Below are 25,534 nucleotides of genomic sequence, written 5' to 3' on the forward strand. Positions count from 1 at the left end.
TAGAAAGCTATACCTCATGACCGACACCACCGCACCTCTTTCCTTTGAGATCAGCCGTCACACCTCCCCCGTTAACGACGTTGTGAGGAGCGTGATTCTTGACGATCCAGGGTTTGGTAACCACTTTACGGATCACATGGTGTCTATCGACTGGAGTATTGAAGGCGGGTGGGACAACGCCCGCGTGATCCCCTACGGACCTATTGCGTTGGATCCTGCCTCCTCTGTGCTGCACTACGGTCAGGAGGTTTTTGAGGGGCTTAAGGCTTATCGTCACGAAGACGGATCAATCTGGGGCTTTCGCCCCGAGGCAAACGCCACGCGGTTAAACCTGTCTGCGAGGCGTTTGGCTCTGCCTGAACTTCCCGTGGAGGATTTTATGCGCTCACTGCGTGAACTTATTGCCGTTGACGGCGCATGGGTTCCGTCCGAGTACGATACGAGTCTGTATCTGCGCCCCTTCATGATCGCAAACGAGAGTTTCTTGGGGGTGCGTGCTGCTCAGAAGGCCAGCTATATGCTTATCGCAAGTCCGGCGGGGCCTTATTTCTCCAGCGGAGTAAAGCCGGTCTCTATCTGGCTTCCACGAGAGTACTCGCGTGCCGGTCGAGGCGGAACCGGTGAGGCAAAAAGCGGTGGAAACTATGCCGCATCGCTGCTCCCGCAGCGGGAAGCCGTGGAAAACGGGTGTGCGCAAGTACTCTTTCTCAACGCGGAAAACCGAGACCACATTGACGAGCTGGGAGGCATGAACGTGTTTCTTGTGACGCGAGACGGGCGTCTCCTCACCCCCAACCTCAACGGAAACATTCTGCACGGTATCACCCGCTCCAGTATCATTCAGCTTGCGCAAGACCGTGGAATAACGGTCGAGGAGCGGCCTGTCTCGATTCACGAGTGGAAAGACGGTGTTCAAAGCGGCGAGATAACAGAGGTTTTTGCCTGTGGAACCGCCGCCGTTGTGACCCCCATTAACACGCTCAAAGGAGAGGATTTCCTGGTGGGTGACCCCGAAGCCCCAGCGGGCGAGCTTACTCTTTCCCTTCGTGAAGAACTCACCGACATCCAATACGGCCGTCGACCAGACCCTCACGGATGGATGACACGGCTTGATAGCTAAGCCCCTCCCCGCCACATAACGTCAGGAGTTTTTAGATGAAGGTTGTTCGTTTTAGTCACGAAGACACTATCGCCTACGGCATCATTGATGACGACGAAATCGTGGTGATCGACGGTGACCCGTTGTTTACCGGGTTCGATACCACGGGTGAGAGGGTTCCCATGATGAACGCGACGCTTCTTGCGCCCGTGATCCCCCGCTCAAAGGTTATCTGCGTGGGTAAGAACTATCGTGATCACGCCGCTGAGATGGGAGGTGAACCACCGGAGGAACCGTTACTTTTCCTGAAGCCAAACACCTCGGTTATCGGGCCGGGAGATGCCATCGTGATTCCCCCACAGTCCCAGCGGGTGGAACACGAGGGTGAGCTTGCGGTGGTGATCGGTCGGATTGCTAAAAATGTCTCTGCCGCCGATGCTCTTGACTACGTGTTTGGGTACACGGCTGCAAACGACGTGACCGCGCGCGATCTACAACAGTCAGACGGACAGTGGGCGCGAGGCAAAGGGTTTGATACTTTTTGCCCGCTCGGCCCGGTGATAGAGACCGACTTTGACCCGCTATCCTCCGGCTTGATCACCAGGGTGAACGGTGAGGAACGACAAGAAGCTGCGCTCTCCAGCATGATCCACTCAATTGCCAGTGTGATTGAGTATTCCTCGCGGGTGTGGACAATGCTGCCGGGGGATGTCATCCTCTTGGGAACCCCGGCCGGAGTTGGCCCCCTCAACCCGGGAGACACTGTTGAGATAGAGATTAAGGGTATCGGCACCCTTCGGAACTCGGTGCGGTTATAAACGTCCGTTGCGTGCCGTGAGTCTGGTTCAGTAGGTGGCAACAAAGGTTCGTTTGCGCATTTTTATTGCGAGGTAACTTGGCATCTCCTGAAACAAACTGTACTGTAGAGAATTAATATGAACTTTGTTCATTGACAGCTGTTTATCAGGGAAACGAGTGAGCTTCAGCAGTGTTGCTTGCCTAATCCCGTGTCACCCAACGGAGGGTTCATGATACGCAACGCCAAGACGATTCACCTGAGCAACGGAGTGGTGTGGATGGGACCGGGCGCGCCCGATCAACACGAGCTCCTGATCGTTGGTAATCGTATTGAGGCGGTGGGCGCAGATGTCGTGGGCCGCATAGCTGAGCTTGAGCGGGAGCGGGGCGAGACCGCCGAAAAATTTGTTGACCGTGTTGACCTTGAGGGTGGGATGATTATTCCCTCTTTTGGGGAGGGGCATTCCCACCCGATTTTTGGTGGGCTTGAGGCCCGAGGGCCTCAGATCCGTGCCTGCACCTCCGTTGAAGAAATTATTGATGAGGTGCGTCGCTATGCCGAAAATAACCCCGACGAGGAGTGGATTCTTGGCGCCTCATATGACGGTTCCCTTGCGCCCTCCGGTCTGTTTGATGCGCGCTGGTTAGACGAGGCAGTGCCCGACCGGCCAGTCGTGCTGCGTGCCTGGGACTATCACACGGTGTGGTGCAACACACGGGCGCTTGAGCTAGCGGGGATCGAGGCGAACACCCCCGAGCCAGAACTGGGGGAGATACCCAGACGCCAGGACGGCTCACCGCTCGGTACCCTTCGGGAGTGGGGAGCTGTCGACCTAGTGGCAGCGGTGAATCCCGGCTATTCGTTCGACGACAGGGTAGCTGCACTTGCACGAGCTACCGAGCATTTTGCGGCGCTCGGGGTCACCTGGATTCAGGATGCGTGGGTGGAGCCCGAAGACATCGACGTGTATATTGAAGCGGCGCTCCGGGGAGCGCTTGCCACTCGAGTCAACCTTGCGCTTCTGGCGGACCCTCGAGTGTTCCCCAACTCGCTCGAACAGATGATTGCCGCGCGGCAACGGATCAGGGAGTTGAAACACCCTCTCCTCACTGCAAACAGCGTGAAATTCTTCACTGATGGAGTCGTCGAAAATGAGACGGGCGCGCTTCTGGAGCCCTATTGTTCGGGCGCTCACGATCACGGAATGCTGGTGTGGGACTCCACACACCTGGCGGAATCAGTAGCGGCCGTCATGGCCGTGGGTTTCCAGCCTCACCTGCACGCCATCGGAGACGCCGCCGTACGCTGCGCACTCGACGCGATCGAGCACTCCCAGAGCATTAACGGTGACCTGGATCTTCGACCGGTGATCGCCCACGTTCAGCTTGCCAGCGAAGAAGACCTGGCTCGCTTTGCCACCCTCGGAGTAACCGCAAACATGCAGCCATTGTGGGCACAGGAGGACGCCCTGATGACCGCCCTCACGATACCGCGCCTGGGTCAAGAACGTGCCGATAAGCAGTATCAGCTCAAAACGCTCACCCACTTAGGTGCAACGTTGTCGTTTGGCTCGGATTGGCCGTGTTCTTCGGCCGCTCCTTTTGACGGGATTGCTGTGGCCACATCACGCCAGACACAACAGGGACAGCCGGAGTTGGGATGGACACCGCATCAGATTCTCGATGTTGAAACCGCTCTTTTTGCCTACACTGCCGGGACCGCTCACCAAGCCTTTGCCGATCAGCGCGACGTCCCCTGGGGGCAGATTGCCCGGGGATCCTCTGCTGACCTGGTGTGGCTTGATGCGGACCCCAGAACTACTCCTCCCCAACAGATGCCCATGATTGGTATCCGTGCAACTTACCTGGCGGGGACGGTAACGTTTCGCGTCGCCCAGGGAGCCCAATAATTCGCGATGATTCACCAGAATTCGCGATGACACCCGATGATTCGCGATGAAAGCAAAGGAGCCTAAGACAGTGATTCACGAACCCCTACAAAAAACACCTCCTCAGGAAGAGCAACAGGTGCGGCTTCGACGAGTGCTGGGTATGCCCTCGCTCATCTTGTTTGGCCTCGTCTATATGGTGCCGCTCACCCTCTTCACCACGTACGGTTTTGTGACCCAGTTATCGGGTGGTCGCCTACCCCTTGCCTACATTATCACGCTGTGTGCCATGCTTTTTACCGCCCGTTCCTACGGCCTGATGGCGCGGGCCTTCCCCTACGCGGGGTCGGCCTACACCTATACGCAGCGTAGTTTTGGCCCGGGCCTGGGCTTTCTCGCGGGCTGGGCTCTGCTGCTCGATTACCTATTTTTGCCGATGATCAACTATCTGGTTATCGGTATCTATCTCAGTGAGGCGTTTCCCGGGGTGCCGTCGTGGGTGTTTATTGTTGCGACCATTGCGCTGGTTACGGTTCTCAACATTATCGGGATCGTGTCGGTGGTTCGTACCAATCTTGTGATTCTTGCTTTGCAAACACTCTTTATCGTAGTTTTTGTGAGTCTGGCCCTGGTCTCGGTAAGCGGAAAAACCCTTGACTTTTTTGCTCCGTTTACCGGCAATGGTGGGGCGGACGAAGGATTTGCCCCGGTTGCCGCGGGCGCCGCCGTTCTGTGTCTCTCGTTCCTTGGCTTCGACTCCATTTCAACGCTGGCAGAAGAAACAAAGAACCCTCGCAAAACTCTGCCTCGAGCAATTGCGGCAGTTACCCTCATAGCGGGAGTGCTTTTTATCGGGCTCTCCTACGTGAGTCACCTGGTCCTGCCTAACCATGCTTTTGGAGACACCGATAGCGCGGCGCTGGATGTCATGTCACAGGCGGGTGGTCAATTCCTGGTGATTTTCTTCACTGCCGCCTACGTTGCGGGTGCATCGGGTTCGGCTCTGGCATCACAGGCATCTGTGTCGCGTATTCTTTACGCTATGGGACGTGACAATGTGCTGCCCAATCGTATTTTCGGGCGGCTCAGCGTGCGTTTTAACACCCCCGTTACCGCGACGCTGGTTGTGTCCGCGGTATCTCTCATTGCCATCGTGATAGATCTCTCGCTACTTTCTGAAATGATTAGTTTTGGCGCACTTGCCGCTTTTTCTGTGGTAAACCTTTCGGTGATTAAGCACTACTTTTTTGACGAAAAACAACGCTCTTCCTGGGGAACCTTGAGATTCCTGGTGCTTCCGGTAATTGGGTTTTTCCTGACAGCGTGGCTGTGGACTCACCTGTCGCCGAAAACACTCGTGATTGGACTGCTTTGGCTAGCTGTGGGTTTCATTTATCTCGCGGTTATTACGCGCGGTTTCCGGAGGGCCACACCCATGCTTGATCTCACTGAATAGTTCGGTGTGTATCGCATCGTGAAAATAGTCGCTGCAGAAGCGATTACACTGGGAAGTGGGATTAGTTTTTCTTATAAGTGACCCTTCAGGAGTTTTGGATGGTTAACCAGCGGTTTGCTTTACGGCGCGGGGAGTCCGTGCGTGAACGCCGCAGGTTACTCCTCCGGGCACACGAAAAGGCGGTTTCTGGGGCGGAAATGCCCGACGGAATCCGTGATGTTGTTCGTGACTCGTGGCAGCGATCCATTGCAAACGATCTTGACCCTGAAGGTTTTCCCGTCACCGATGTCTGGGACTTTGCTCGGGTTGACGATTATCGAAACAGTCATCCTCTCGCGAGCATTCGTCCGATTATCCAGCGTCTTTTGATTGATGACGCTGCCGAGGCCGATCTTATTGTTGCAGTGGGAGATGCCGCGGGGCGTCTGCTGTGGATAGACGGTGACTACCAGAGACGTGTCCGTGCCGAGGACATGAACTTTGTGGTGGGGGCAGACTGGTCTGAAGCCGTGGTGGGGATGAGTGCGCTGGGCAGTGCCATTACGCTGAACCACGGAATTCAGGTGTTGGGAGAAGAACACTACAATCGGCGTGCTCATCAGTGGAGCTGTACAGCCGCACCTATTCATGATCCGGTCACAAAAACGCTCCTCGGGGTTATCGATATTACGGGTGGTGACGAGATTGTCGCGCCGCACACCCTGCCGCTTGTCGAGGCCACCGTTGCAGCGGTTGAGGCAGAGCTTCGTATTCAAACCCTCCGCAAAGATATGGTTCTTGCCCAGGCTCGTCGTGGTCCGTGGGGAATCAGCGATAGAAAACCCGTGAAAGGAACAGGAATTACGCGCCTGAACGTTTTAGGGCGTGAACGAGGCGAACTCTATATCGGCACAGAGTTTGTGGAACTCAGCCGCCGTCACGCAGAAATTCTCACTCTTTTGGCCTGGCACGAGAACGGCTTATCGGCAGAAAGACTCTCCCAACTCCTTTATGGGCGCAATGACGGTGCCATCACCCTGCGCGCCGAAATGGTGCGGCTGCGATCAGTATTGAAGAGCATTGACCCCACACTTACGCCGCTTTCTCGCCCATACCGCCTTCCACGCTCAATCACGCTTGACGTGCGTGATGTCTTATCTGCCTTAGGACGAGGCGCTCATAGATTGGCGCTCGCTGCCTATCCCGGCGTGTTATTGCCCGAGTCTGAAGCCCCCGGTATTACCTATATCCGGGCGGAGGTTGCCCGTACTCTCCGGGAAGCCCTGCTTACCGATGCCTCAATTGAGGTTCTTCTCAGCTATGTGCAGTCTCCGGTGGGGACGGATGACCGTGATGCATGGGAGGCATGTTTGCGTCTCTTACCCGCACGATCGCCCAAGCGGGCACACGTGCTATCACGTCTTGAGATGATGGATACTCGGGTTTAGACCTGACGAATATACGAGTCTAAGCCTGATGAATGTGCAGGGTTTTGGATTCCGGTTTGATTATTTATTCAGCGGTCGTTCGGTCGCTCTTCAGGAACCGGTGGCACACTAACACAATGCTGCATCGCCACCCCATTCTTGGCTTTTTTACCCTGGCCTACCTGGGATTTGTGGGGTGGATTACACTGGGTCCGCAACCCCTCAACCATACGGGCACTACTTTTATTTATCGACTCCTGAGATCTTTTGAAGGTTATCCACTTATTGATTGGGTCGGTTACAACGAATTAGAATTAATTGCCAACATAGGGATGTTTATCCCGGTCGGTTTGTTTTTCGTCCTGCTTGTGGGGCGACGACTGTGGTATCTTGCGGTCCTCCTGTCCTGTCTTCTCACCGCGGGTATTGAGGCGGCGCAGGTGTTTATCCCCGAGCGTGTGTCCGACCCCAGAGACCTAATTGCGAATTCCGTCGGAGGCGCTATTGGAGTGCTTGTTGGCCTTGTTCTTACCGCGAGCAAGGCTAAGTTGGTCCGCTTGGAAAAAGAGCTGGCGAACGAGAGGCAGTCGAGTTCTCAAGCCGTTCGTGAAATTTTGCCTGAAGGTTCTCAAACCGCGCAGAGCATATCTGTGCAGGGTGTACCAACTGGGGTAGTACCCTCTAAAAATGCCCCTGGACAGGCAGTTCTGTTTCATCGGGCTCAGGATCATCACCCGCCTACACGCACGGTGACCGCGCCAACGTATAGACCGGAGTCGGCGGCTCACTCTCTCTCGATTGCATCGGCATCGGGTGCGATCACAACCCCGAAGGTTCCCCTGGACTCCTCGAATATCCGCGGAGGCTACGTTGACAACGCGTTTATTAGTGCGGGTCCCAGCGACGGTCACGGTGTCGCGTGGAACGCGATCGGTAGTGCGGATCTTGACCGGCGTGACTCTCCCTAGCGACGGATGGCGGTGAGGATCTGGTCAATATCTTCTGCCGTATTCCACAGGTGAAAAGCAGCCCGGAGGCGCCCGGCGCGATTGGAAGCCACAATATTTGCTTCGGTGAGTAGCGTGAGTTGACTGCCATCAGCATCAGGCCAAGTGACAATGGCCTGGTCGTGCTGCGGTAGGTCTAGCTCTTGACACAGTCTATTGCCAAGCGCAATACTGTGCTGACGCACCTGTTCCATATCGACCCGGGTGAAGAAATCGAGCGCGGCCTGTGCTCCGATCCAGGCAGGCCAGGCTGGAGAAAGGTCGAATCTGCGGGCATCGGGAGCCAGCGACATTGCCGTTGTGTAGCAGCCGCCCCAGACGTTGTCCGCTGAGTACCAGCCCGCAGCAATGGGGTGAAGATCGTAGTGTAAGCCTGCCTGAACGGTCATAAAGGCAACGCCTCGGGGTACGCAGAGCCACTTGTAGGTGTGGGTGACCGTAATGTCATAGTTGTTCGCGTACACGGGCATCCAGCCTGCTGCCTGGGTGAGGTCGCAGAGGGTGAGAGCATTGTGGGCCTGGGCAGCGCTGCAAATCGCCTCAGAATCTGCGTGCTCTCCCGTAGCGGATTGCACGAGTGAAAAAGCGACCAGGTGGGTTGAGGGGCGAATGCTCTGGGCGAGCATCGCGAGTGGGACAAAACGTACCGTAACCCCGCGGTAGGCCTGTTGCACAAAGGGGTGCGCGACAGAACTAAAATCGCCATCAACGCAGAGGATCTCAGCGTTGTCAGGAACACTAGTGGCCACCACAGATACAAACGAGGATACTTGAGAGCCGCACGCCACTAGCGAAGGCTCGGTATGAACTAGCTGAGCAAAGAGTGAGCGACTGTTTTCTACTGCTTCCCCATAGCGTGTGGCAGTGCTGAGTCCTCGTGCCCAATCATCAAGATCGTGTGCAAGAGCGGTGCGTGTGCTATCCGTGGGAAGGCCCAGTGTACAGGCCGCGAGATAGGTAGCATCGGGAGAAAAAGCGTCGGATGCCTGACTTATGGTCAGGGGGCCGATAGCTGGTGTGGTCATAAAAATAGATTATGCCTGATCTCAAACATAAGTAAATTTCATCTTATTTATGGAACGCATTCATTTATTATTGGGATAACCTATAAGTCGTGCCCCCTCGCATACGTAAACTTAGCATTGATGACATAGATTCCCGGGCGATGCGTATTGTGCACGCACTGAGCCTCACCGGCTCTATTACGGGAGCCGCGGCTCATCTTCACCTGAGTCAACCCGCGGTGAGTCAGCACCTCAGAAAGATGGAGCAACGGCTTGGCCTTGCAATTCTCGAGAGGGAGGGGCGAGGAGTACGATTTACTGAGGTTGGTGAGGTCCTGGCCCGACACGCCCGTGTACTGAACTCAGAGCTTGAGGCCGTAGTTTCCGACCTTTCGGAGTTGGCGGGACTCACTCGGGGACGTCTGCGTCTGGGGTCATTTCCCACGGCATCCGCAGCGATTGTACCGGAGCTTTTCGTAGGGCTACGTGAAGACTTCCCAGGTATGGTGTTGAGCTATCGTGAACTGGAACCACGAGAAGCTATTGAAGAGGTGCGTCAGGGGGAACTGGACGCTGCAATAACTTTTAGTTACCCGGGAGAAGGTGTGGGGCTTGTCGGGGAGAGTCTTCCCGGCCTTACGGTGGAGCACCTGTGGCGTGAAGAAATATATGTTGCTCTGCCTGCGGCGCATCCCCTTGCCTGTCGAGAGGCTGTCTCTCTTGCGGAGCTTTCCTCCGAGACCTGGATTGCCGGGTGTCCTCGGTGTCGGGGACACCTGATATCTGCTGCGGCGCAGAACGGTTTTGTGCCCCACATAGGTCACGAGACCGACAATATAGTGGCGGTGATGAACTTGGTGTCGGCCTCGCTTGCGGTATCGCTTATTCCTCGTCTCGCTCTCGAGGGAATTCAAGTGATTCCTGACCAGGTTCTTATCTTGCCACTAGTGGAGGATAGCCACCGGGTCATTAGCTTTGTATCGCCACAGAGTGTGGTTGATGTGCCCGCCGTGGCTGCGGCACGGAAATCGCTACGGGAAATGGACTCAATATACTGGAGCTTACTCGACGCCCCACACGCTTGACCTGAGGATGCAACCCCCCTATGACAACCACAATGCTTGATCCCGTGCGCATCGCGGCTACACAAAGAAGAACGATTCGCACGCTTGTTCTGGGACAAATTCTAGCGGGCCTTGGTTTTGGGGCCTCGCTTTCGGTGGGGGCGTTACTTGCGGCTGAATTTTCCGGCGATCCCGCGTGGTCGGGCATGGCTTCCACCATGGGTACCCTGGGCTCAGCGATCGCGGCCTATCCTCTAGCCCGCATTGCTAACCGGGGAGGTCGGAGGGTGTCGCTCGGGGTGGGGAGCCTCATCGCGGCTGCAGGGGTTCTTGTTGTGTTGTTTGCCTCAGTGGCCAGCAGCTTTGGATTGCTCTTAGTGGGACTGGGGCTGGTCGGTGTATCAACAGCGGTGCAGTATCAATCACGTTTTGCCGCAGCTGATCTTGCCCCTCTCCAAACTCGTGGGAGGGATCTTTCGCTGGTTGTCTGGTCGACAACCATCGGCTCAGTAATTGGTCCCAACCTCTTGATCCCCGGAGAATCACTGGGTGATCTCCTTGGATTACCAGCCCTCACCGGTGCTTTTGTTATTACCCTGATAACGCAGAGTCTGGTATCAATTCTTTATTTTGTTGCGCTTCGCCCCGATCCTTTCCTGATCAGCCAGCGTATTATTCGGGCAGAGGCAGAGGCAGAGGCAGAGGCAGAGGCAGAGGCAGAGGCAGAGGCAGAGGCAGAGGCAGAGGCAGAGGCAGAGGCAGGCCTTCACACACAGAAGCAACCTGAAACCGTTGAATCCGACCTTGTCAAGACGTTCAGCCTCACCGAAGAACCTGAGAGTCAAAGGCGGCTCTTCAACCAGCGAACCGCGATCCTTATCATGGCTCTCGCCCACGCCGTTATGGTTGCGGTTATGGCGATGACCCCCGTGCACTTGACCGAGCATGGAGCCTCGCTCCAGATTGTGGGACTCACCCTCAGCCTGCATATAGCGGGTATGTTTGTCTTAGCTCCGGTATGGGGTCTCCTAAGCGATCGTTTTGGTGCCCCCAGAGTTGTTCTTGTGGGAGCTTTTGTTCTCGCAATCTCACTGATTTTCACCGCTTTTTCTGGGAATAACTACGTGATCGTACAGGTGGGTCTCGTTCTTTTGGGACTCGGCTGGAGCGCGGGTACGGTAGCGGGAGCCGCTCTTCTCACCAAGAACATGATCCCGGGGGAGGGGACATCTCGCCAGGGTATCTCGGACACAATCATGAACGGGTCGGGAGCGCTCGCCGGTGCGGTATCGGGTCTCATCCTGGGGTACATCGGATTCGCGGGACTCTCGCTCGTCTTGCTTGTTTTGGTGGCTCTTATGGGTACAGCAGGTATATTAGTCGCGAGAAAGAGCCTGAGCATCACACGGACGTAATACCCTTAACCTCTATAAAAGTTTTTGAGTTTCTTGATGCAACGGTTTAGCAACCCCCACTTCAAAACGCTTGAGGATAACTGGTTAGGATTATTGATAATGTCACAGCTTATTGAACACCCATTTTCCACAGCGACCGGTAGCGATATCAGGGTACGGTTTTGTCCTTCACCAACGGGGACCCCCCACGTGGGACTCGTGCGAACGGCCCTCTTTAACTGGGCTTACGCTCTTCACACGGGGGGAACCTTTGTGTTTCGTATTGAGGATACCGATGAGGCCCGGGACAGCGAAGAGAGCTATGAGCAGGTGATTGAGGCGCTTCGCTGGCTTCGGTTGGATTGGGACGAGGGTGTGGAGACGGGCGGGCCGCATGGCCCGTATCGTCAGTCGCAGCGAACCGAAATTTACAGGGACGTCATCGACCGTCTCGTGGAATCGGGTCACGTGTACGAGAGCTACTCTAATGCGGAAGAGATCGACGCGCGCAATGAGGCAGCGGGACGCCCTAAACAGCTGGGATATGACAACTATGATCGCAATCTGAGCGAAGGCCAGAAGGCTGCTTTCCGTGCTGAAGGGAGGCAACCAGCGTTGCGTCTTCGGGTGCCCGACACTAACCTTTCCTTCACCGATCTGGTGCGGGGCGACATCACTTTCCCCGAGGGCTCCTTCACAGATTTTGTGGTGGTACGCCCCAACGGTAAACCCCTCTATACCCTGGTGAACCCTGTGGATGATGCCCTCATGGGTATCACTCACGTTCTGAGAGGAGAGGATCTCCTTTCCTCAACGCCTCGCCAGATCGCTCTGTATCATGCCCTCATTGACATTGGTCTTACCACTTTTATTCCGCTCTTTGGGCATCTTCCTTATGTGATGGGTGAGGGTAATAAAAAGCTCTCTAAGCGTGACCCGCAGGCAAATCTTTTTCACCACAGAGAGCGGGGCTTTATCCCCGAAGGGCTTATCAACTATCTCTCGCTTTTGGGGTGGTCACTTGCTCCCGATCGAGACGTGTTTAGTGTTGATGAGTTGGTGGCCGCGTTTGAGGTTAAAGACGTTAACCCCAACCCAGCCCGTTTTGATCAGAAAAAGGCTGATTCTATTAACGGCGATCACATTCGGATGCTCAAACAGCAAGATTTTACCGAGCGTCTGATTCCTTATCTGGTTGCAGGCGGTGTGTTGAGTGAGCCTCTGAGTCAGCGTGAGCGCGGTATTCTCGATGCTGCTTCCCCGCTTGTGCAGGAGCGCATCGCGGTGTTGGGTGAAGTTGTCGACATGCTTTCTTTCCTTTTTGTGCCCAGCGAGCAGATTGAGTATCAAGCTGATGCGCTTAAGGGGCTACCACAGAATGCGGTTGAGATTGTAGTGGCATCCATTGAGGCTCTGGACGCCCTGCCCGATAGCTCCTGGAAAGCAGAGAATATCCAGGCTGCCCTGTCTGTAACGCTGATTGAGGGCATGGAGCTTAAACCTCGTAATGCTTATGGACCGCTGCGTACCGCCCTATCAGGGCGACGCGTTTCTCCTCCACTTTTTGAATCGATGGAGATTCTGGGTCGTTCTGAGACCCGTGATCGTTTCATCCGCTTTACTGCAAGGGAGGTATAGTCGCATGACAGCAAAGGCTGTAACAGATTCGTGTGATTTTGATGTTCTTATCATTGGGGGAGGGGCTGCGGGATTAGCCGCTGGTCTTAATCTCGTGCGGGCTAACCGCCGCGTAATTATTGTGGATAGCAACCGTCCGCGTCACGCTGCCACACTGCGCTCACACGGTTTTCTTACCCGGGATGGTGCCCCACCACTGGTTTTTCGTCAGCTAGGGCGTGAGGAGTTTGAAGGATACGAGAATGCCACGTTTGCTCAGGCTCTTGTTCACTCAATAGTGCCGCTTCCATCATTAGAGGGACGTCACAGCGGTTTCCAGATTGAGGCTCACGGTATTCGCAACACCTCGGATGTTTCGATCACTGCCAGGCTTGTATTGGTGGCGGCCGGTCTTGTTGAAGAGTTGCCGCCTCTGCCCACGATCCGGGCTTATTACGGAACCGCGTTGCATAGCTGTGTAGAATGCGACGGTTTTGAAAAGAGCGATAAGCCGCTTGTGATGATCGGTGAGACCACCGATGTCTTTGACCGCACCCTCCTGATCACGCAGTTCTCACGCAACCTTACGGTTTTTACGAACGGAGCAGACACCATCACCCCTAGTGAGCAGAGTATTTTAGAGGGTCTGGGAGTTACGGTTGAGCGTGGTGCTCTAGATGATGTTGTGGGAGAAAACGCGGACATGATCGGTGTGCGTTTAGCGGATGGTCGGGTTGTTCCCGCGGTTGGTGGTTTTGTGCGCCCTCGCTGGAATGCATCCGTTGACTATCTCTCGGAGCATAATCTAGCGCGCAATGAATGGGGTTTGCTGCTTGTGGATTCTCAAGGGGAGACGAGCGTTCCAGGCATATACGCTGCGGGAGATGTAACGCCTCCCGGGCCCGAACAACTGATGATAGCCTGCGGGGACGGGGTGCGTGTCTCCAATAAGATGAACATGGCTCTAATTCGCGCCGACTTGTGATTTAAGTATCAGCTATACTAAAGTTGTTACTTGGTTCGGAACTCGTTTTGAACCGGTGGGGTATGGTGTAATTGGCAACACGGATGATTCTGGTTCATTTGTTCTTGGTTCGAGTCCAGGTACCCCAGCCATTAGGCTCATTCCAAAAAGCTCATCTGCGAATAGAATTCGGCAAGATTCGGTTGGAAATTTTGTCTTCTTTGGTGTCCGTGAGGGGTTGGGATAACCTGAGCAACACGGTAGCTCTCTAGGGTGATACTGATGGGGTGGTCGAAGCCTTCCTGGTTTGGGATCTCTCGTGAGGTGCATTACCTAGCTCAGACGCACCGGTTAACCGCCAGGTGTTGCTTTCCCGTCTCCCGTGGGGGTGTGCGTCCTTTACGGGTGGTTCTTTGAATACTAGCTTCCATATTATTCCCGGTTGCTGATCGACGATTTGGTCGTTGAGTATTATGTCAAGCACTCCGGGAGGGCGCATCCACGATCATGGAGACCGAACTTATGTTGCTCTATTGGCGCTATGAGTGCGCGGTGTACGTAGCTGATGCAGTGTCCTCTCCTGCTCAAATTCTGCCTTTATTGTGTGGAGGTATTCTTGGCGTTCGTAGGGGTCTGGGCTTATTCCGCGCGAGTGTGTTTGAAGAGGTATTGCGCGATGGGGATTTGAGCTTCGGAATCGATTCCTATTGCTATACCCTCCAGTAGGGGTAGGGCAGCACGGTCGCTGCCCTACCCCTACTGGAACCGCAACGTTTTTGTTTGATTCGAAAAATTCACATAAAGCTATTAAAGCTAATTGTATTTTATATTTAAGTAATTGTACTAAAATGCATTGTAAGATCAAACTTGATTAGAAAAAATTGCTTTCTGCTTGAGCAATATATATTATCTCTCGTAACATCATTTAAAGCATTTATAAAAAATGAACATACATTTTTGCAACAGAGACATGTTGCAAAAATTTGCTGAACTCATCTAACCCCTCGATTTTAAGGAGCTGGCTATGAATCCAATGCCTGGTTTCCCACGCAGCGCTCGGAATCTTATTTCGTTCGGTTTTGTATCAGCAATCAGCCTCTATCAGCTTCCTTTTTCCCTCCCGGCAGTAGAACAGACAGCGGAAATAACGGCCTCTCAATCTACTCTTTCACTCATAAGCCTAGGACCGCAGGGACAAATGCCCAGCGGTAACACCTGTGAGTACGTTTCTTCCGGGGTGATTCTCAATGCAGCTTATGACGCTGGGCCTCAGGGGTTACGTGGACCTGGCTCTCAACAATTTTGTTTCCCCTCTCTGACTAACCAAGGCTCTTCGGGAGGGCCCGCCTCTGCCATTGGTACCCAAGGCAGTCAAGGTGCAACAGGTTCTCAGGGAGCTGTGGGGCCTCAAGGAGTTGCAGGCCTTTTAGGTAGAGAAGGCCTCCAAGGTTTGGCTGGGGCACAAGGCTTTCAAGGGGCGCAGGGGCTCGAAGGTGCTAGGGGTGTTGCTGGCGTTCAGGGAGCACTCGGCGGTACTGGTGCTAATGGACCTCAGGGTGCGGCTGGTCAGGATGGTGCTGTTGGTCCACAGGGTTTCCAAGGTGATCAAGGTGCCGCTGGTATAGATGGTGCGGCTGGTGTTGATGGTGCTCAGGGCGTGGCGGGTGTTGATGGTGCTCAGGGTGCTGCGGGTATAGATGGTGCTCAGGGTTCAGCGGGTGCGCAAGGTTCCCAGGGTTCGACTGGGGTTCAGGGTGTGGCGGGTGTTGATGGTGCTGTTGGTCCACAGGGTTTCCAGGGTGATCAGGGTGCTGCTGGTATAGATGGTGCTCAGGGTGCTGCTGGTCAGGCTGGTGTTCAGGGTTCGGCTGGTGCTCAGGGTGCGGCGGGTGTTGATGGTGCTCAGGGTTCGACTGGTGCTCAGGGTGCTGCTGGTCAGGATGGTGCTGTTGGTCCACAGGGTTTCCAGGGTGATCAGGGTGCTGCTGGTATAGATGGTGCTCAGGGTGCCGCTGGTCAGGATGGTGCTCAGGGTGCGGCTGGTGTTGATGGTGCTCAGGGTTCGGCTGGTCAGGATGGTGCTCAGGGTGCGGCGGGTGTTGATGGTGCTCAGGGTTCGACTGGTGCGCAGGGTTCGGCTGGTCAGGATGGTGCTGTTGGTCCACAGGGCTTCCAGGGTTTCCAGGGTGATCAGGGTGCTGCTGGTATAGATGGTGCTCAGGGTGCCGCTGGTCAGGCTGGTGTTCAGGGTGCGGCTGGTGTTGATGGTGCTCAGGGTGCTGCTGGTCAGGATGGTGCTCAGGGTTCGACTGGTGCTCAGGGTGCTGCTGGTCAGGATGGTGCTGTTGGTCCACAGGGCTTCCAGGGTTTCCAGGGTGATCAGGGTGCTGCTGGTATAGATGGTGCTCAGGGTGCCGCTGGTCAGGCTGGTGTTCAGGGTTCGGCTGGTGCTCAGGGTGCGGCGGGTGTTGATGGTGCTCAGGGTTCGACTGGTGCTCAGGGTGCTGCTGGTCAGGATGGTGCTGTTGGTCCACAGGGTTTCCAGGGTGATCAGGGTGCTGCTGGTATAGATGGTGTTCAGGGTGCCGCTGGTATAGATGGTGCTCAGGGTGCCGCTGGTCAGGCTGGTGTTCAGGGTGCGGCGGGTGTTGATGGTGCTCAGGGTGCTGCTGGTCAGGATGGTGCTCAGGGTGTTCAGGGTTCAACTGGTGCGCAGGGTTCAACTGGTGCGCAAGGTTCGACCGGTGCTCAGGGTTCAACTGGTGCGCAGGGTTCGACCGGTGCTCAGGGCGCTCAGGGTGTTCAAGGTCTGACTGGTGCTCAGGGTTCGACTGGTGCTCAGGGTTCGACTGGTGCTCAGGGTTCGACTGGTGCTCAGGGTTCGACCGGTGCTCAGGGCGCTCAGGGTGTTCAAGGTCTGACTGGTGCGCAGGGTTCGACTGGTGCTCAGGGTTCGACTGGTGCTCAGGGTTCAACCGGTGCGCAGGGTTCGACTGGTGCGCAGGGTTCGACTGGTGCTCAGGGTTCGACTGGTGCTCAGGGTTCAACCGGTGCGCAGGGTGTTCAAGGTCTGACTGGTGCTCAGGGTTTCCAGGGTGATCAAGGCTTCCAGGGTTCGACCGGTGCTCAGGGATCAACCGGTGCGCAAGGTTCAACTGGTGCGCAAGGTTCAACTGGTGCGCAAGGTTCGACCGGTGCGCAAGGTTCGACCGGTGCGCAAGGTTCCCAGGGTAATCAAGGTTTCCAGGGTGCTCAGGGTGCGCAAGGTTCCCAGGGTTCAACTGGTGCTCAGGGTGCGCAAGGTTCCCAGGGTTCAACTGGCGCGCAGGGTTTCCAAGGTAATCAAGGTGTCCAGGGTTCGGCTGGGGCTCAGGGTCAGAGTGGCGCTCAGGGTGCTGCGGGTGCGCAGGGTGCTGCGGGTGCTACTGGTACTCAGGGTCTTCAGGGTCAGAGTGGTGCGCAGGGTGCTACGGGTGCTACTGGTGCTCAGGGTGCTGCGGGTGCTACTGGTCCGCAGGGCTTCCAAGGCACCCAGGGTGCGGCGGGTGCTACTGGTCCTCAGGGTCTATTGGGTGCTACTGGTTCCCAGGGGACACAGGGCGCTGCCGGTGTCACTGGCTCTCAGGGAGCTCAGGGTGCTGCTGGTTCAGCAGGGCCTCAAGGTGTTCAGGGTGCTCAAGGTGCTCAGGGAGCTCAAGGCTCTCAGGGAACTCAAGGCGCTCAAGGTTCAGCCACTGGATTTGCAAAGTTTTACCTTAATACAACAGGTTCAGCAGCAGTGAATACTAATGTTGCGTTTAACGCGACAGAAAGCAATACGGTTACTGGTAATGTTGCAAATTCCGGGGGAACAATTACTCTAACCGGGCCGGGGACTTTTTATCTGGAAGGATCCGTTGGTGGACTAAACCCTAGTAACTTGTCAGTCGGTCAGGCTCGTGTGTACAGCGGTTTCTATAATATTGGAACCAGCTCGTACTTTGGACAGGGAGGTCAGAGTTCGGCAGGTAACGCTACCAACTTTGACGGTATACCGAACAACTCCGCGAACGCATCTATTACCGTTGCTTCAGGGAGCAGCGTCACCGTGGCATTACGCATTAATTATGTGAATGCTACGGCGGCTATCTCGGCCCAGTCCGATTTCAATACAGCGTCACTCGGGCAGGCCTGGGTGAGCGTAATAAAGTTCTAGGTTTTGAAATCCGTAAACAACTAGCTGTTTATACGATCTTCAAATTATTTGAGACAAGAAGAGAATGAGATATATCAAGAAGGAGCAATAACTATGAAGATACGAAAAGTTTGGGGTGTGGTTCTTCCTCTTGTGTTCATTCTGGGTCTGAGTGCCTGTAGCACTCCTGCAGAACCCGAAGCTGAGCCTAGCGCTTCTGCCTCGGCTGAACGTGACGCTGTGAACGAATTAATTAATATCGGTATTGCAGAAGCCAATGCTAATAAAATATCTGAGGCTGAAAGTACGTTTAAAAATGTTCTTGCTTTAGATCCTGGAAACTATTTTGTTCTCTACGACCTTGGTGTTCTTGAGCAAAGCAAAGGGAACAATAACCAAGCGCTTTCTTATTATGACCAAGCTCTTGAAACGAACCCAGACTACACACCAGCGCTGTACAACAAGGCCATCATAGTTGAGGAGAGCAATCCTCAAGAGGCAATCTCGATGTATGAAAAGATCGTGGGTCTGGATGACCAAGCTTCAACCGCTTACTATCATCTTTCTCAGCTTTACGCAGCCGAGGGAAACCAAAATAAAGCTCAAGAAGCTCGGGACAAAGCGCTTGAGCTTCAACCCTCGCTTGCCTCGGAAGGGTGAGAAAAGTATCTGTGTAGGGGTGGTAATAGAGGTTTAATTGACTCGAAAAATTGTTCCATCACAACGAGAACGCTGTTATTCAGGATGAAGTTTCCACCGAATTTCGTACGCATCTGATCCGAGCCCTAAAGTTGAACGTGTCCGCCCCTCCGCTCCTCGAACGGTCTGTATGCTGCACTCTCGGTGAGAGCGCATTTAGCGATACGGATGCAGAGGGCAGGGTATCGAGTCTATGCTTTCAACCGTGAACTGCTTTATATCCTTAGCCCTTTACAACCAGCCCCTTATTTCTGACCGGGAGTAGCGGTTTGCTGCTCACTTCGTATTCTTTGAGGCGGCCGAGACAATAAACCCGACGAGAGCGAGATTCTTGACCATGAAAAACGGTCTAACAGGACGGTTCGTCAGGGAAAATCCCTGGGTCGCCCGGGAACAGTACCTTACTCACAGCACGAGGGCTAACGATACCTGGCAATAATCAAGTAGTGTAGTCACTCATATGCTTAGGAGGGCACATGGGAACGATTGAGCGCAGCGCTGGGCCGTCTTTTGCTCTTACATCGCGTAAGGGCTTTGGCGCATGGTCAAAACAGCCGTGGAGACTGACGTGGAGGCGATCACCTCATGTACTTCGGGTGAGAGCTTCTGAAATTGAGGGCCGTGTGGTGAGGGTGAACGAGGAGTTCCGCTACGTTTACTTCCCTGTTTCAGGAAAACATGCTTCTACCCGATACGCAGCAACCGCGTTTGCTCTTGATCTTCTTTTTAATGATGGAACATGGCTTTCGGATTACGCGGTTGACCAATACGATACTCCCCTCACACCGGAGAAGCAGGGCGCAGCAAAAATGTTTTGGATTGACCAATGGAATTTGCGTCGGATAGAGCTTAACGCGGTTGCGGGAAAAACGGTGCATGAAGTTGTGGCTCGGTTTTTGGGTGCTGATGGGGCCACTGCTGAAGGATTTCTCGATGAACCGACGATTGTCGCTGCCCAAACAAAAGATGCAGATCCGCTTGAAGCTGTACGAACCACACGGGGTTCCCACTCTACCGATCGTTTTTCTCGGGGTAATACTGCTCCGCTAGTTGCCTCACCGCACGGGGCAGTATTTGGGCTTCCCATGACGGATGCGTCCTCGGGGTCGTGGCCGTATTCGTATCTTTCTCATAACAGGCGGAGCGATAATCGGCCCGCTATTCAAGCGTTTGCCACCTCGCATTTACCTAGTCCGTGGATTGGGGATCGAGGTGTTTTTGAGGTTATGCCCAGCCCGCTGGCCCAACCGAAAACGGGTCGTGTTGAGCGTGCGCTCGGCTTTGATCGTTTGACGGGAGAGATTGACCGGGCTGATCGATATACGGTTCAGCTTGATGGTGGAGTTACTGCAGAGATGACCGCCGCTCGAAACGCTATTAGTATGCGGTTTCACTTCTCCGGACCCGAGGGGTCCATTATCTTTGACCATCTTGGAACCGTCTCACAAGTCAAGATTCAACGTACGGTTTCGCGATTGTGGGTCTCCTGCCTCCTCAACGACAGGGAGGATGCCCCGCAACACTACATTGCCCTTGAAGCGAGGGGGAGCGTTCGCAATGATAATTTATCAGTGTCTCACGATGGTCTCCTCCGCGGATCGGTCGAGATTGCTGTTGCGGAAAACCCTCTTGTTGAGGTCGTTATCGGTGTGTCTACCCTGGGACATGAAGAAGCACAGGCGCACCGTGACAGTGTGTCGAGTTTCGACGCTTTACACAAGAATAGTGTGGGTGAGTGGCAGGAAATGTTGGGAAAGGTTACTTTTACCGGTGCCCGGACTGATCAGCATACGGCCCTTTACTCCGATCTCTACCGGCTTTTCCTCTATCCCAACTATCACTCTGAAAAGGGGGTTGACGGTGGTATCACGTATCGGAGCCCCTTCAACGGTGAGGTGAAAAACGGTTTCTTTTCCGCAAACAACGGCTTTTGGGATACCTACCGTACCTGTTGGCCTGCGCTGGCCCTGCTCTCTCCGGTAAAGGCCGCCGAGCTTGCAAATGGATTTGTTGAACATTTTCGTGATGGAGGTTTTGTCAGCAGATGGAGCGCTCCCGGGGCTATCGACCTGATGACGGGGACATCGAGTGATACGGTTTTTGCCGGTTTGGCCGCTATGCAGACTCCCGGGTTTGAGATGTGGGACGCATACCGCTCCGCCCTTAAGAACGCAACGGTTCCCTCGTTTAACCCTGGACTGGGGCGTAAAGGCTTAGCTCGCGGTATTTTTTACGGTTATACCAGCATGGATACCCCCGAAGGGATGTCCTGGACACACGATAACGCGATTAACGATTCGGCTATTGCCCGGATGGCTAGGCAACTGGCTTCCGGCGAAGAGAATGAATTCATACGCGCACGTCTCCATGATGAGGAACGTTACTTTGCTGCGAGAGCTTTAGCGTACCAGGAAATTTTCCACCCCGAAACAAAGTTTTTTATGGGCAGGGACTTTGAAGGAAATTGGCGTCACCCCGATAAGACTTTTGATCCCCGCGTATGGGGATATGACTACACCGAAACAAACGCATGGGGCGCGGCGTTTACGGTTCCTCACGATGGTGCGGGACTTGCCGCCCTCTACGGCGGAGAGGATGCACTTGCTCAAAAACTTGATGAGTTTTTTACGCAGAAGGAGACGGGGGCCGAAGAGTTTTGCGGCTCTTACGGTTTTGTAATCCACGAAATGACGGAAGCTCGTGACGTTCGTATGGGAATGCTTGGGCTATCCAACCAACCTGCCCACCATATCCCCTTCATGTACTGCTTTACAGGTCGACACGATGATGCACACAGAATCGTGACGGAAGCTCGTGATCGCCTTTTTATCGGTAGCGATTTTGGGCAGGGATTTCCGGGGGATGAGGATAACGGGGAGATGTCGGGGTGGCATTTCTTTACCGCTATTGGACTGTACCCTCTCGTTCCGGGAAGTGGCAATTTTATTTTGGTTCCCCCGATGCTTCCTCGAACGCGCATACAACTTGCCTCGGGCGGAGTTCTTGAGGTGAGGGTCGCGGAGGAGGCGGCTGCTGGTGATCCTCTCGACGGAGAGGGTGGCCTCGGGAGGTACGTTCGTGCCGTTACAGTTGACGGTGTTCCGTGGAACAGTATCTCTATTGATTACGAACACGTCAAAGAGGGTGCTGTTATTGAGTTTGAGCTTTCTTCGAAACCACTCGGGTGGGCCTCTCATGCCCGCCCTCCCTCCTTCTCTGAGGAATTTGGTGTGACGACTCCTCTCCGCGATCTCACTCGGTCTGGCCTCTCTGCGACAGATAACAGTGGAGAAAACACCACATTTCTTGCGCCGGGAGAGTCGATTGAATTTCCTCTTCACCATACTGCGCTTCCTACCCTGTATACGCTTACGCTTGAAGAAGCGGCACAGGCATCTTGGTTGCTGGAAGTACGAGACGAGAGTGGAGACTGGATCACTTGTGATGAGCGTCGTCTAGAAATTTTCGAGTGGAAGCGGCAGACGCGTCCGTTTTCTTGTGTGGTTACCCAGGCTTGTTCATCGATTCGTCTTGTTGCGACCTCGGAGATTTTTATAAGACAGTTTGAGATTTTTGAGTTGTAACAGTCCTCTGCTGGTATTTGCTGCAACGTCGTTTTTGGGTAAAAAACGTCTTACCTGGATAGGTACAGGGTGTTCTTAAAGTCGATAAAAGCGGTTTTTCAGGGGTTAGTTGGTGTTGCTGTGAGGTAATCATCTTGACAACTGTCTGCTGCTCTGTTAGAACAACTATATCGGTTTAGTTCCCTTCAACAAAGGAGTTCTCATGAAAACCAAAACGGGCATAGCGCTAAAAGCGTCCAGACGGCTTGTTACTATAGGGGCGGCCGGAGTCGCACTCGTTTTTGCGGTTTCCGCCTGTTCGTCTGGCGGAGACGGTGGCTCCAATGACGGATCAACCCTCACCCTGCAGACCTGGTCACTCACCCCTAAATTCACTGACTACCTCAACGGTGTGATTGAGTCTTTCGAAAAAGAAAATCCTGGAATCAAAGTCAAGCTTCTTGACCAGCCGAGTGACGGTTACTCTGAAAAGGTTCTTACGCAGGCAGCGTCCAATGATCTTCCCGACGTTCTTAACCTTCCGCCCGATTTTGCTCTTCCTCTCGCCCAGAAGGGGCTCCTTGAGGACGTTTCAGCTCATGGAGACCTCTCTCAAACGTATGTGGAAGGTAGCGTTGACGCCTATCGTTTTGCGGGGCTTGATGGGGTTTACGGTTATCCCTGGTACCTCAATACGGATTTGAGCTGGTGGAACAGTGCAGATTTGGATGCGTGCGGTCTTGATTCAACCAACCCTCCCGCCACCCAGCAGGAACTTTTTACGCAGGCGAAGATCATGAAGGAGGCCTGCTCGGATAAGAGCCTGATGAGTCGTAAACCTGGTCTCAGCGACATCGTTCTTGAGGGTATTCCGGTATTTAACAAGGAGGGAACCGAGTTTATTTTCAATACTTCGGAGGCTGCGGCTCTCCTTGACCAGTATCGAGAGGCCTACGCTGACGGGCTGGTGCCCTCAACCGTGCTTAACAACGACTACTTAGGCAATAGCAAGCTGTTTACCCAGAACCAAGTGTCGTGGACCACCGGCGGTGCAACCGCCCACACCGACTTTGTTACGGATAATCCTTCGCTTGAAGGTAAAGTTGTAGTGAGTAAGGCCCTTAACTCTCCTCCGCTGTGGGTCCAGGGAATGAGCGTTTCTAAGAACTCGAAGAATCTTCCCGCGGCCATCGCCCTGGCCGAGTGGGTGACCAACGCGGAGAACCAGAACGCTTTTGGTCATCTTGTGAACGTTTTTCCCTCCACTCTTGAATCAAAGGAAGACCCGTATTTTTCGGAGAGTGACGGAACCGTCGAGGGGGATGCGCGCGCACTAGCCTTCGATTCGCTTGCCTCGGCAAAAGTCCTCACACCCTACGAGGTTACCCCCGCAATGACCGACTACTTCGATCAGCAGGTTGCCTTGGCAATCCGCGGCGATGTTACCTCTCAGCAGGCTCTCGATCGGGCCGTTGAAAACATGAACAAGCAACTCGAGCGTCAATAAGTACCGCTGTCAGTATGAATAAGATAACTCGCGCTTGGACGCCATGGCTCCTGATAGCCCCGGCATTCATCTGGCTGATGGTGTTTAATGTTTGGCCATCACTAAACACCATTCGCCTGGCTTTTACAAATGAGAAACCGCTCACCGGCCCGGGGGACGAGGTGAAGTTTGTCGGTTTCCAGAACTTTATCGACATGATGAGCGACGAACTCGTATGGAACGCGATTCTTAACAGCGTGGTCTATATGCTCATCTGCCTTCCCTTGCTCACCATCCTTCCCCTCCTCATCGCTCTCCTTGTCGAAAAGCAAATACGTTTTATCGGGTTTTTCCGAACGGCCTTTTACACACCCGTGATTGCCTCTGCCGTTGTGGTTGGTCTCATCTGGATGTGGATGCTTGACGACCGGGGGATCATTAACAATCTGGCAACCACCCTCCAGATTGTGCAGGAACCGCTGCCCTTCCTCACCGACCGCTGGCTGGTGATCATCAGTGCAACAAGCCTCACAATTTGGAAGGGGCTCGGTTACTACATGATTATCTATTTGGCTGCGCTAGGTAACGTGAGTAAAGATCTGCATGAAGCCGCAGCAATGGACGGTGCGGGGGCAGTACGGCGCTTTTGGAGCGTGACTATTCCCGGAGTGCGAAACGTGATGACCCTCATCGCGATTCTGGTGTGTATCTCCTCCCTTCGGGTTTTTTCGGAGGTCTTTATCCTGACTGGAGGCAAGGGGGGTCCCGGCGGTCAGGGCTCCACAATTGTGATGTTGATTCAGCAGTACGCCCGAGGGTTTTATGGAGACCTCGGCTACGCAACCACGCTGAGCATTGTGCTTTTTTTCCTCACCCTCGTCCCCATGATTGTTCTTGCGCGGATTAACTCTAAGGCAAACGCATGAGTAACAGGCAAAGTTTCAACGGTGCGCAAGATTTCAGCGTCTCACAGAGTTTCAGCGATCAGCAGAACACGCGTGTCCAGGACAGTCAACAAGACCTGCACGGCACGCGACGCACGGGGCGCAAACATCGCTCCTTCGGCACAATAACGCCGGTGCAGAAAATCTTTCGGTATGTGCTCTTGGCATTTGTGCTCTTCATCACAATTGGGCCTTTTCTATGGCAGCTGTCCACCTCGCTCAAGGGCCCGGCCGAAGATATTTACACGGGGACGCTCAGCTTTATTCCCAGTGATCCGACGATCAATAACTATACCCGGGTGCTGGATGCGATACCCGTTCTGAAATACATTGTTAACTCACTTATTGTTGCCGCGTTTGCGGTGGGCGGTAACGTTTTTTTCTCAACCATCGCGGGTTTTGCGATTGCGCGGCTCAGATGGAGGGGGCGCAAGTTTTTGCTCGGGCTGATCTTGGCAACATTGATCCTGCCTGCCGAAGCCACAATCGTCTCGCAATTTGTCACGATTCGTGATCTTGGTCTTGCGGACACCCTGCTGGGTGTTGCCCTTCCCGGGATGGTAGCGGCGCTCAATATTTTGCTGATGTACAACGCTTTTCGAATGGTGCCAGAAGAAATTGATCAGGCCGCCGTCATGGATGGAGCCAACGCGTGGCAGCGGCTTATCCACGTTGGTCTTCCAAGTGTGCGCGGAACGATCGCGGTCGTGGCGATTTTCTCCTTCATTGGAGCCTGGGACGACTTCCTTTGGCCGCTGATCGTCCTCACTACACCGGACAACTTTACGTTGACGATTGGTCTGCAATACCTGTCTGGAACCTTTTCTAACGATCAACGGCTCATCGCTGCGGGGACGATGATTGCCTTTATCCCCATAGCTATCTTCTTCGCCGCATTGCAAAGATATTTTTTCCGCGGAGTTGAAGAGGGCGGCGTCAAGGGCTGACGCCCACACTAAAAAGAAAGCGA

The 25,534-nt window shown here is 54.3% G+C and carries 25 protein-coding genes and 1 tRNA gene; 25 read left to right on the forward strand and 1 reads right to left on the reverse strand.

The genetic code is table 11. The features are described from left to right. Positions 1 to 16 precede the first annotated feature (16 nt). The 6 genes from FrondiHNR_RS02775 (at position 17) to FrondiHNR_RS02800 (ending at position 7,616) form a co-directional block, all read left to right on the forward strand. Positions 17 to 1,120 (forward strand): branched-chain amino acid aminotransferase, encoded by a 1,104-nt coding sequence (locus FrondiHNR_RS02775; RefSeq protein ID WP_279353722.1) that lies wholly within the window; start codon positions 17 to 19, stop codon positions 1,118 to 1,120. A 35-nt stretch (positions 1,121 to 1,155) separates the two neighbouring features. After that, on the forward strand, positions 1,156 to 1,917 hold the full coding sequence (locus FrondiHNR_RS02780; protein ID WP_279353723.1) for a fumarylacetoacetate hydrolase family protein: 762 nt from the start codon (positions 1,156 to 1,158) through the stop codon (positions 1,915 to 1,917). A gap of 210 nt (positions 1,918 to 2,127) precedes the next feature. Then, positions 2,128 to 3,807 carry an amidohydrolase gene (locus FrondiHNR_RS02785; protein ID WP_279353724.1) on the forward strand — a complete coding sequence of 560 codons (1,680 nt, stop codon included), beginning with the start codon at positions 2,128 to 2,130 and terminating at the stop codon, positions 3,805 to 3,807. A gap of 142 nt (positions 3,808 to 3,949) precedes the next feature. Next, positions 3,950 to 5,242 (forward strand): APC family permease, encoded by a 1,293-nt coding sequence (locus FrondiHNR_RS02790; RefSeq protein WP_279354455.1) that lies wholly within the window; start codon positions 3,950 to 3,952, stop codon positions 5,240 to 5,242. Positions 5,243 to 5,340: 98 nt separating this feature from the next. Next, positions 5,341 to 6,669: a transcriptional regulator gene (locus FrondiHNR_RS02795; RefSeq protein ID WP_279353725.1), complete on the forward strand. Its 1,329-nt coding sequence runs from the start codon at positions 5,341 to 5,343 to the stop codon at positions 6,667 to 6,669. A gap of 116 nt (positions 6,670 to 6,785) precedes the next feature. Further along, positions 6,786 to 7,616: a VanZ family protein gene (locus FrondiHNR_RS02800; RefSeq protein WP_279353726.1), complete on the forward strand. Its 831-nt coding sequence runs from the start codon at positions 6,786 to 6,788 to the stop codon at positions 7,614 to 7,616. Here the strand turns inward: FrondiHNR_RS02800 and FrondiHNR_RS02805 are convergent. Beyond that, positions 7,613 to 8,680: an aminotransferase class V-fold PLP-dependent enzyme gene (locus tag FrondiHNR_RS02805; protein WP_279353727.1), complete on the reverse strand. Its 1,068-nt coding sequence runs from the start codon at positions 8,678 to 8,680 to the stop codon at positions 7,613 to 7,615. The two genes, FrondiHNR_RS02800 and FrondiHNR_RS02805, sit on opposite strands and share 4 nt — an antisense overlap. 140 nt (positions 8,681 to 8,820) lie before the next feature. Between FrondiHNR_RS02805 and FrondiHNR_RS02810 the strand changes: the two genes are divergently transcribed. From FrondiHNR_RS02810 to FrondiHNR_RS02900, 19 genes are all read left to right on the forward strand, one after another. After that, the gene (locus tag FrondiHNR_RS02810) at positions 8,821 to 9,744 is read left to right on the forward strand and encodes a LysR family transcriptional regulator (RefSeq protein WP_279353728.1); all 924 of its coding nucleotides are present in this window, start codon (positions 8,821 to 8,823) and stop codon (positions 9,742 to 9,744) included. A gap of 20 nt (positions 9,745 to 9,764) precedes the next feature. Next, the gene (locus FrondiHNR_RS02815; RefSeq protein WP_279353729.1) at positions 9,765 to 11,138 is read left to right on the forward strand and encodes an MFS transporter; all 1,374 of its coding nucleotides are present in this window, start codon (positions 9,765 to 9,767) and stop codon (positions 11,136 to 11,138) included. A 99-nt stretch (positions 11,139 to 11,237) separates the two neighbouring features. Further along, complete coding sequence (gene gltX, locus FrondiHNR_RS02820) at positions 11,238 to 12,755, forward strand: glutamate--tRNA ligase (RefSeq protein ID WP_279353730.1); 1,518 nt, start codon at positions 11,238 to 11,240, stop codon at positions 12,753 to 12,755. Between the two features lie 4 nt (positions 12,756 to 12,759). Further along, positions 12,760 to 13,719 carry an NAD(P)/FAD-dependent oxidoreductase gene (locus FrondiHNR_RS02825; protein WP_279353731.1) on the forward strand — a complete coding sequence of 320 codons (960 nt, stop codon included), beginning with the start codon at positions 12,760 to 12,762 and terminating at the stop codon, positions 13,717 to 13,719. A 56-nt stretch (positions 13,720 to 13,775) separates the two neighbouring features. Then, a tRNA-Gln gene (locus FrondiHNR_RS02830) sits at positions 13,776 to 13,850 on the forward strand. A gap of 1,545 nt (positions 13,851 to 15,395) precedes the next feature. Next, the gene (locus FrondiHNR_RS02835) at positions 15,396 to 15,521 is read left to right on the forward strand and encodes a hypothetical protein (RefSeq protein ID WP_279353732.1); all 126 of its coding nucleotides are present in this window, start codon (positions 15,396 to 15,398) and stop codon (positions 15,519 to 15,521) included. Next, positions 15,522 to 15,692: a hypothetical protein gene (locus FrondiHNR_RS02840; protein WP_279353733.1), complete on the forward strand. Its 171-nt coding sequence runs from the start codon at positions 15,522 to 15,524 to the stop codon at positions 15,690 to 15,692. Continuing rightward, positions 15,693 to 15,908 (forward strand): hypothetical protein, encoded by a 216-nt coding sequence (locus FrondiHNR_RS02845; protein ID WP_279353734.1) that lies wholly within the window; start codon positions 15,693 to 15,695, stop codon positions 15,906 to 15,908. Continuing rightward, positions 15,909 to 16,097, forward strand: a complete 189-nt coding sequence (locus FrondiHNR_RS02850; RefSeq protein ID WP_279353735.1) for a hypothetical protein — start codon at positions 15,909 to 15,911, stop codon at positions 16,095 to 16,097. Next, the gene (locus FrondiHNR_RS02855) at positions 16,098 to 16,268 is read left to right on the forward strand and encodes a hypothetical protein (protein ID WP_279353736.1); all 171 of its coding nucleotides are present in this window, start codon (positions 16,098 to 16,100) and stop codon (positions 16,266 to 16,268) included. A gap of 27 nt (positions 16,269 to 16,295) precedes the next feature. Then, positions 16,296 to 16,511: a hypothetical protein gene (locus FrondiHNR_RS02860; RefSeq protein WP_279353737.1), complete on the forward strand. Its 216-nt coding sequence runs from the start codon at positions 16,296 to 16,298 to the stop codon at positions 16,509 to 16,511. 111 nt (positions 16,512 to 16,622) lie between these two features. Continuing rightward, positions 16,623 to 16,772, forward strand: coding sequence for a hypothetical protein (locus tag FrondiHNR_RS02865; RefSeq protein WP_279353738.1), 150 nt, complete (start codon positions 16,623 to 16,625; stop codon positions 16,770 to 16,772). A gap of 3 nt (positions 16,773 to 16,775) precedes the next feature. Then, positions 16,776 to 17,480, forward strand: a complete 705-nt coding sequence (locus tag FrondiHNR_RS02870; RefSeq protein ID WP_279353739.1) for a hypothetical protein — start codon at positions 16,776 to 16,778, stop codon at positions 17,478 to 17,480. Continuing rightward, positions 17,477 to 17,893 carry a hypothetical protein gene (locus FrondiHNR_RS02875; RefSeq protein WP_279353740.1) on the forward strand — a complete coding sequence of 139 codons (417 nt, stop codon included), beginning with the start codon at positions 17,477 to 17,479 and terminating at the stop codon, positions 17,891 to 17,893. Before FrondiHNR_RS02870 ends, FrondiHNR_RS02875 begins: the two co-directional genes overlap by 4 nt. 93 nt (positions 17,894 to 17,986) lie before the next feature. Further along, positions 17,987 to 18,532: a tetratricopeptide repeat protein gene (locus FrondiHNR_RS02880; protein WP_279353741.1), complete on the forward strand. Its 546-nt coding sequence runs from the start codon at positions 17,987 to 17,989 to the stop codon at positions 18,530 to 18,532. A gap of 515 nt (positions 18,533 to 19,047) precedes the next feature. After that, positions 19,048 to 22,155, forward strand: a complete 3,108-nt coding sequence (locus tag FrondiHNR_RS02885; protein ID WP_279353742.1) for a GH92 family glycosyl hydrolase — start codon at positions 19,048 to 19,050, stop codon at positions 22,153 to 22,155. Positions 22,156 to 22,357: 202 nt separating this feature from the next. Next, positions 22,358 to 23,641 carry an extracellular solute-binding protein gene (locus FrondiHNR_RS02890; RefSeq protein WP_279353743.1) on the forward strand — a complete coding sequence of 428 codons (1,284 nt, stop codon included), beginning with the start codon at positions 22,358 to 22,360 and terminating at the stop codon, positions 23,639 to 23,641. 14 nt (positions 23,642 to 23,655) lie between these two features. Continuing rightward, a complete protein-coding gene (locus tag FrondiHNR_RS02895) occupies positions 23,656 to 24,546 on the forward strand; it encodes a sugar ABC transporter permease (RefSeq protein WP_279353744.1) in 891 nt (296 codons plus the stop codon). Beyond that, positions 24,543 to 25,511, forward strand: a complete 969-nt coding sequence (locus FrondiHNR_RS02900) for a carbohydrate ABC transporter permease (protein ID WP_279353745.1) — start codon at positions 24,543 to 24,545, stop codon at positions 25,509 to 25,511. The genes FrondiHNR_RS02895 and FrondiHNR_RS02900 overlap by 4 nt, the downstream gene beginning before the upstream one ends. Positions 25,512 to 25,534 lie beyond the last annotated feature (23 nt).

Origin of the sequence: Lysinibacter sp. HNR, from assembly GCF_029760935.1 — a bacterium.
Lineage (GTDB): Bacteria > Actinomycetota > Actinomycetes > Actinomycetales > Microbacteriaceae > HNR.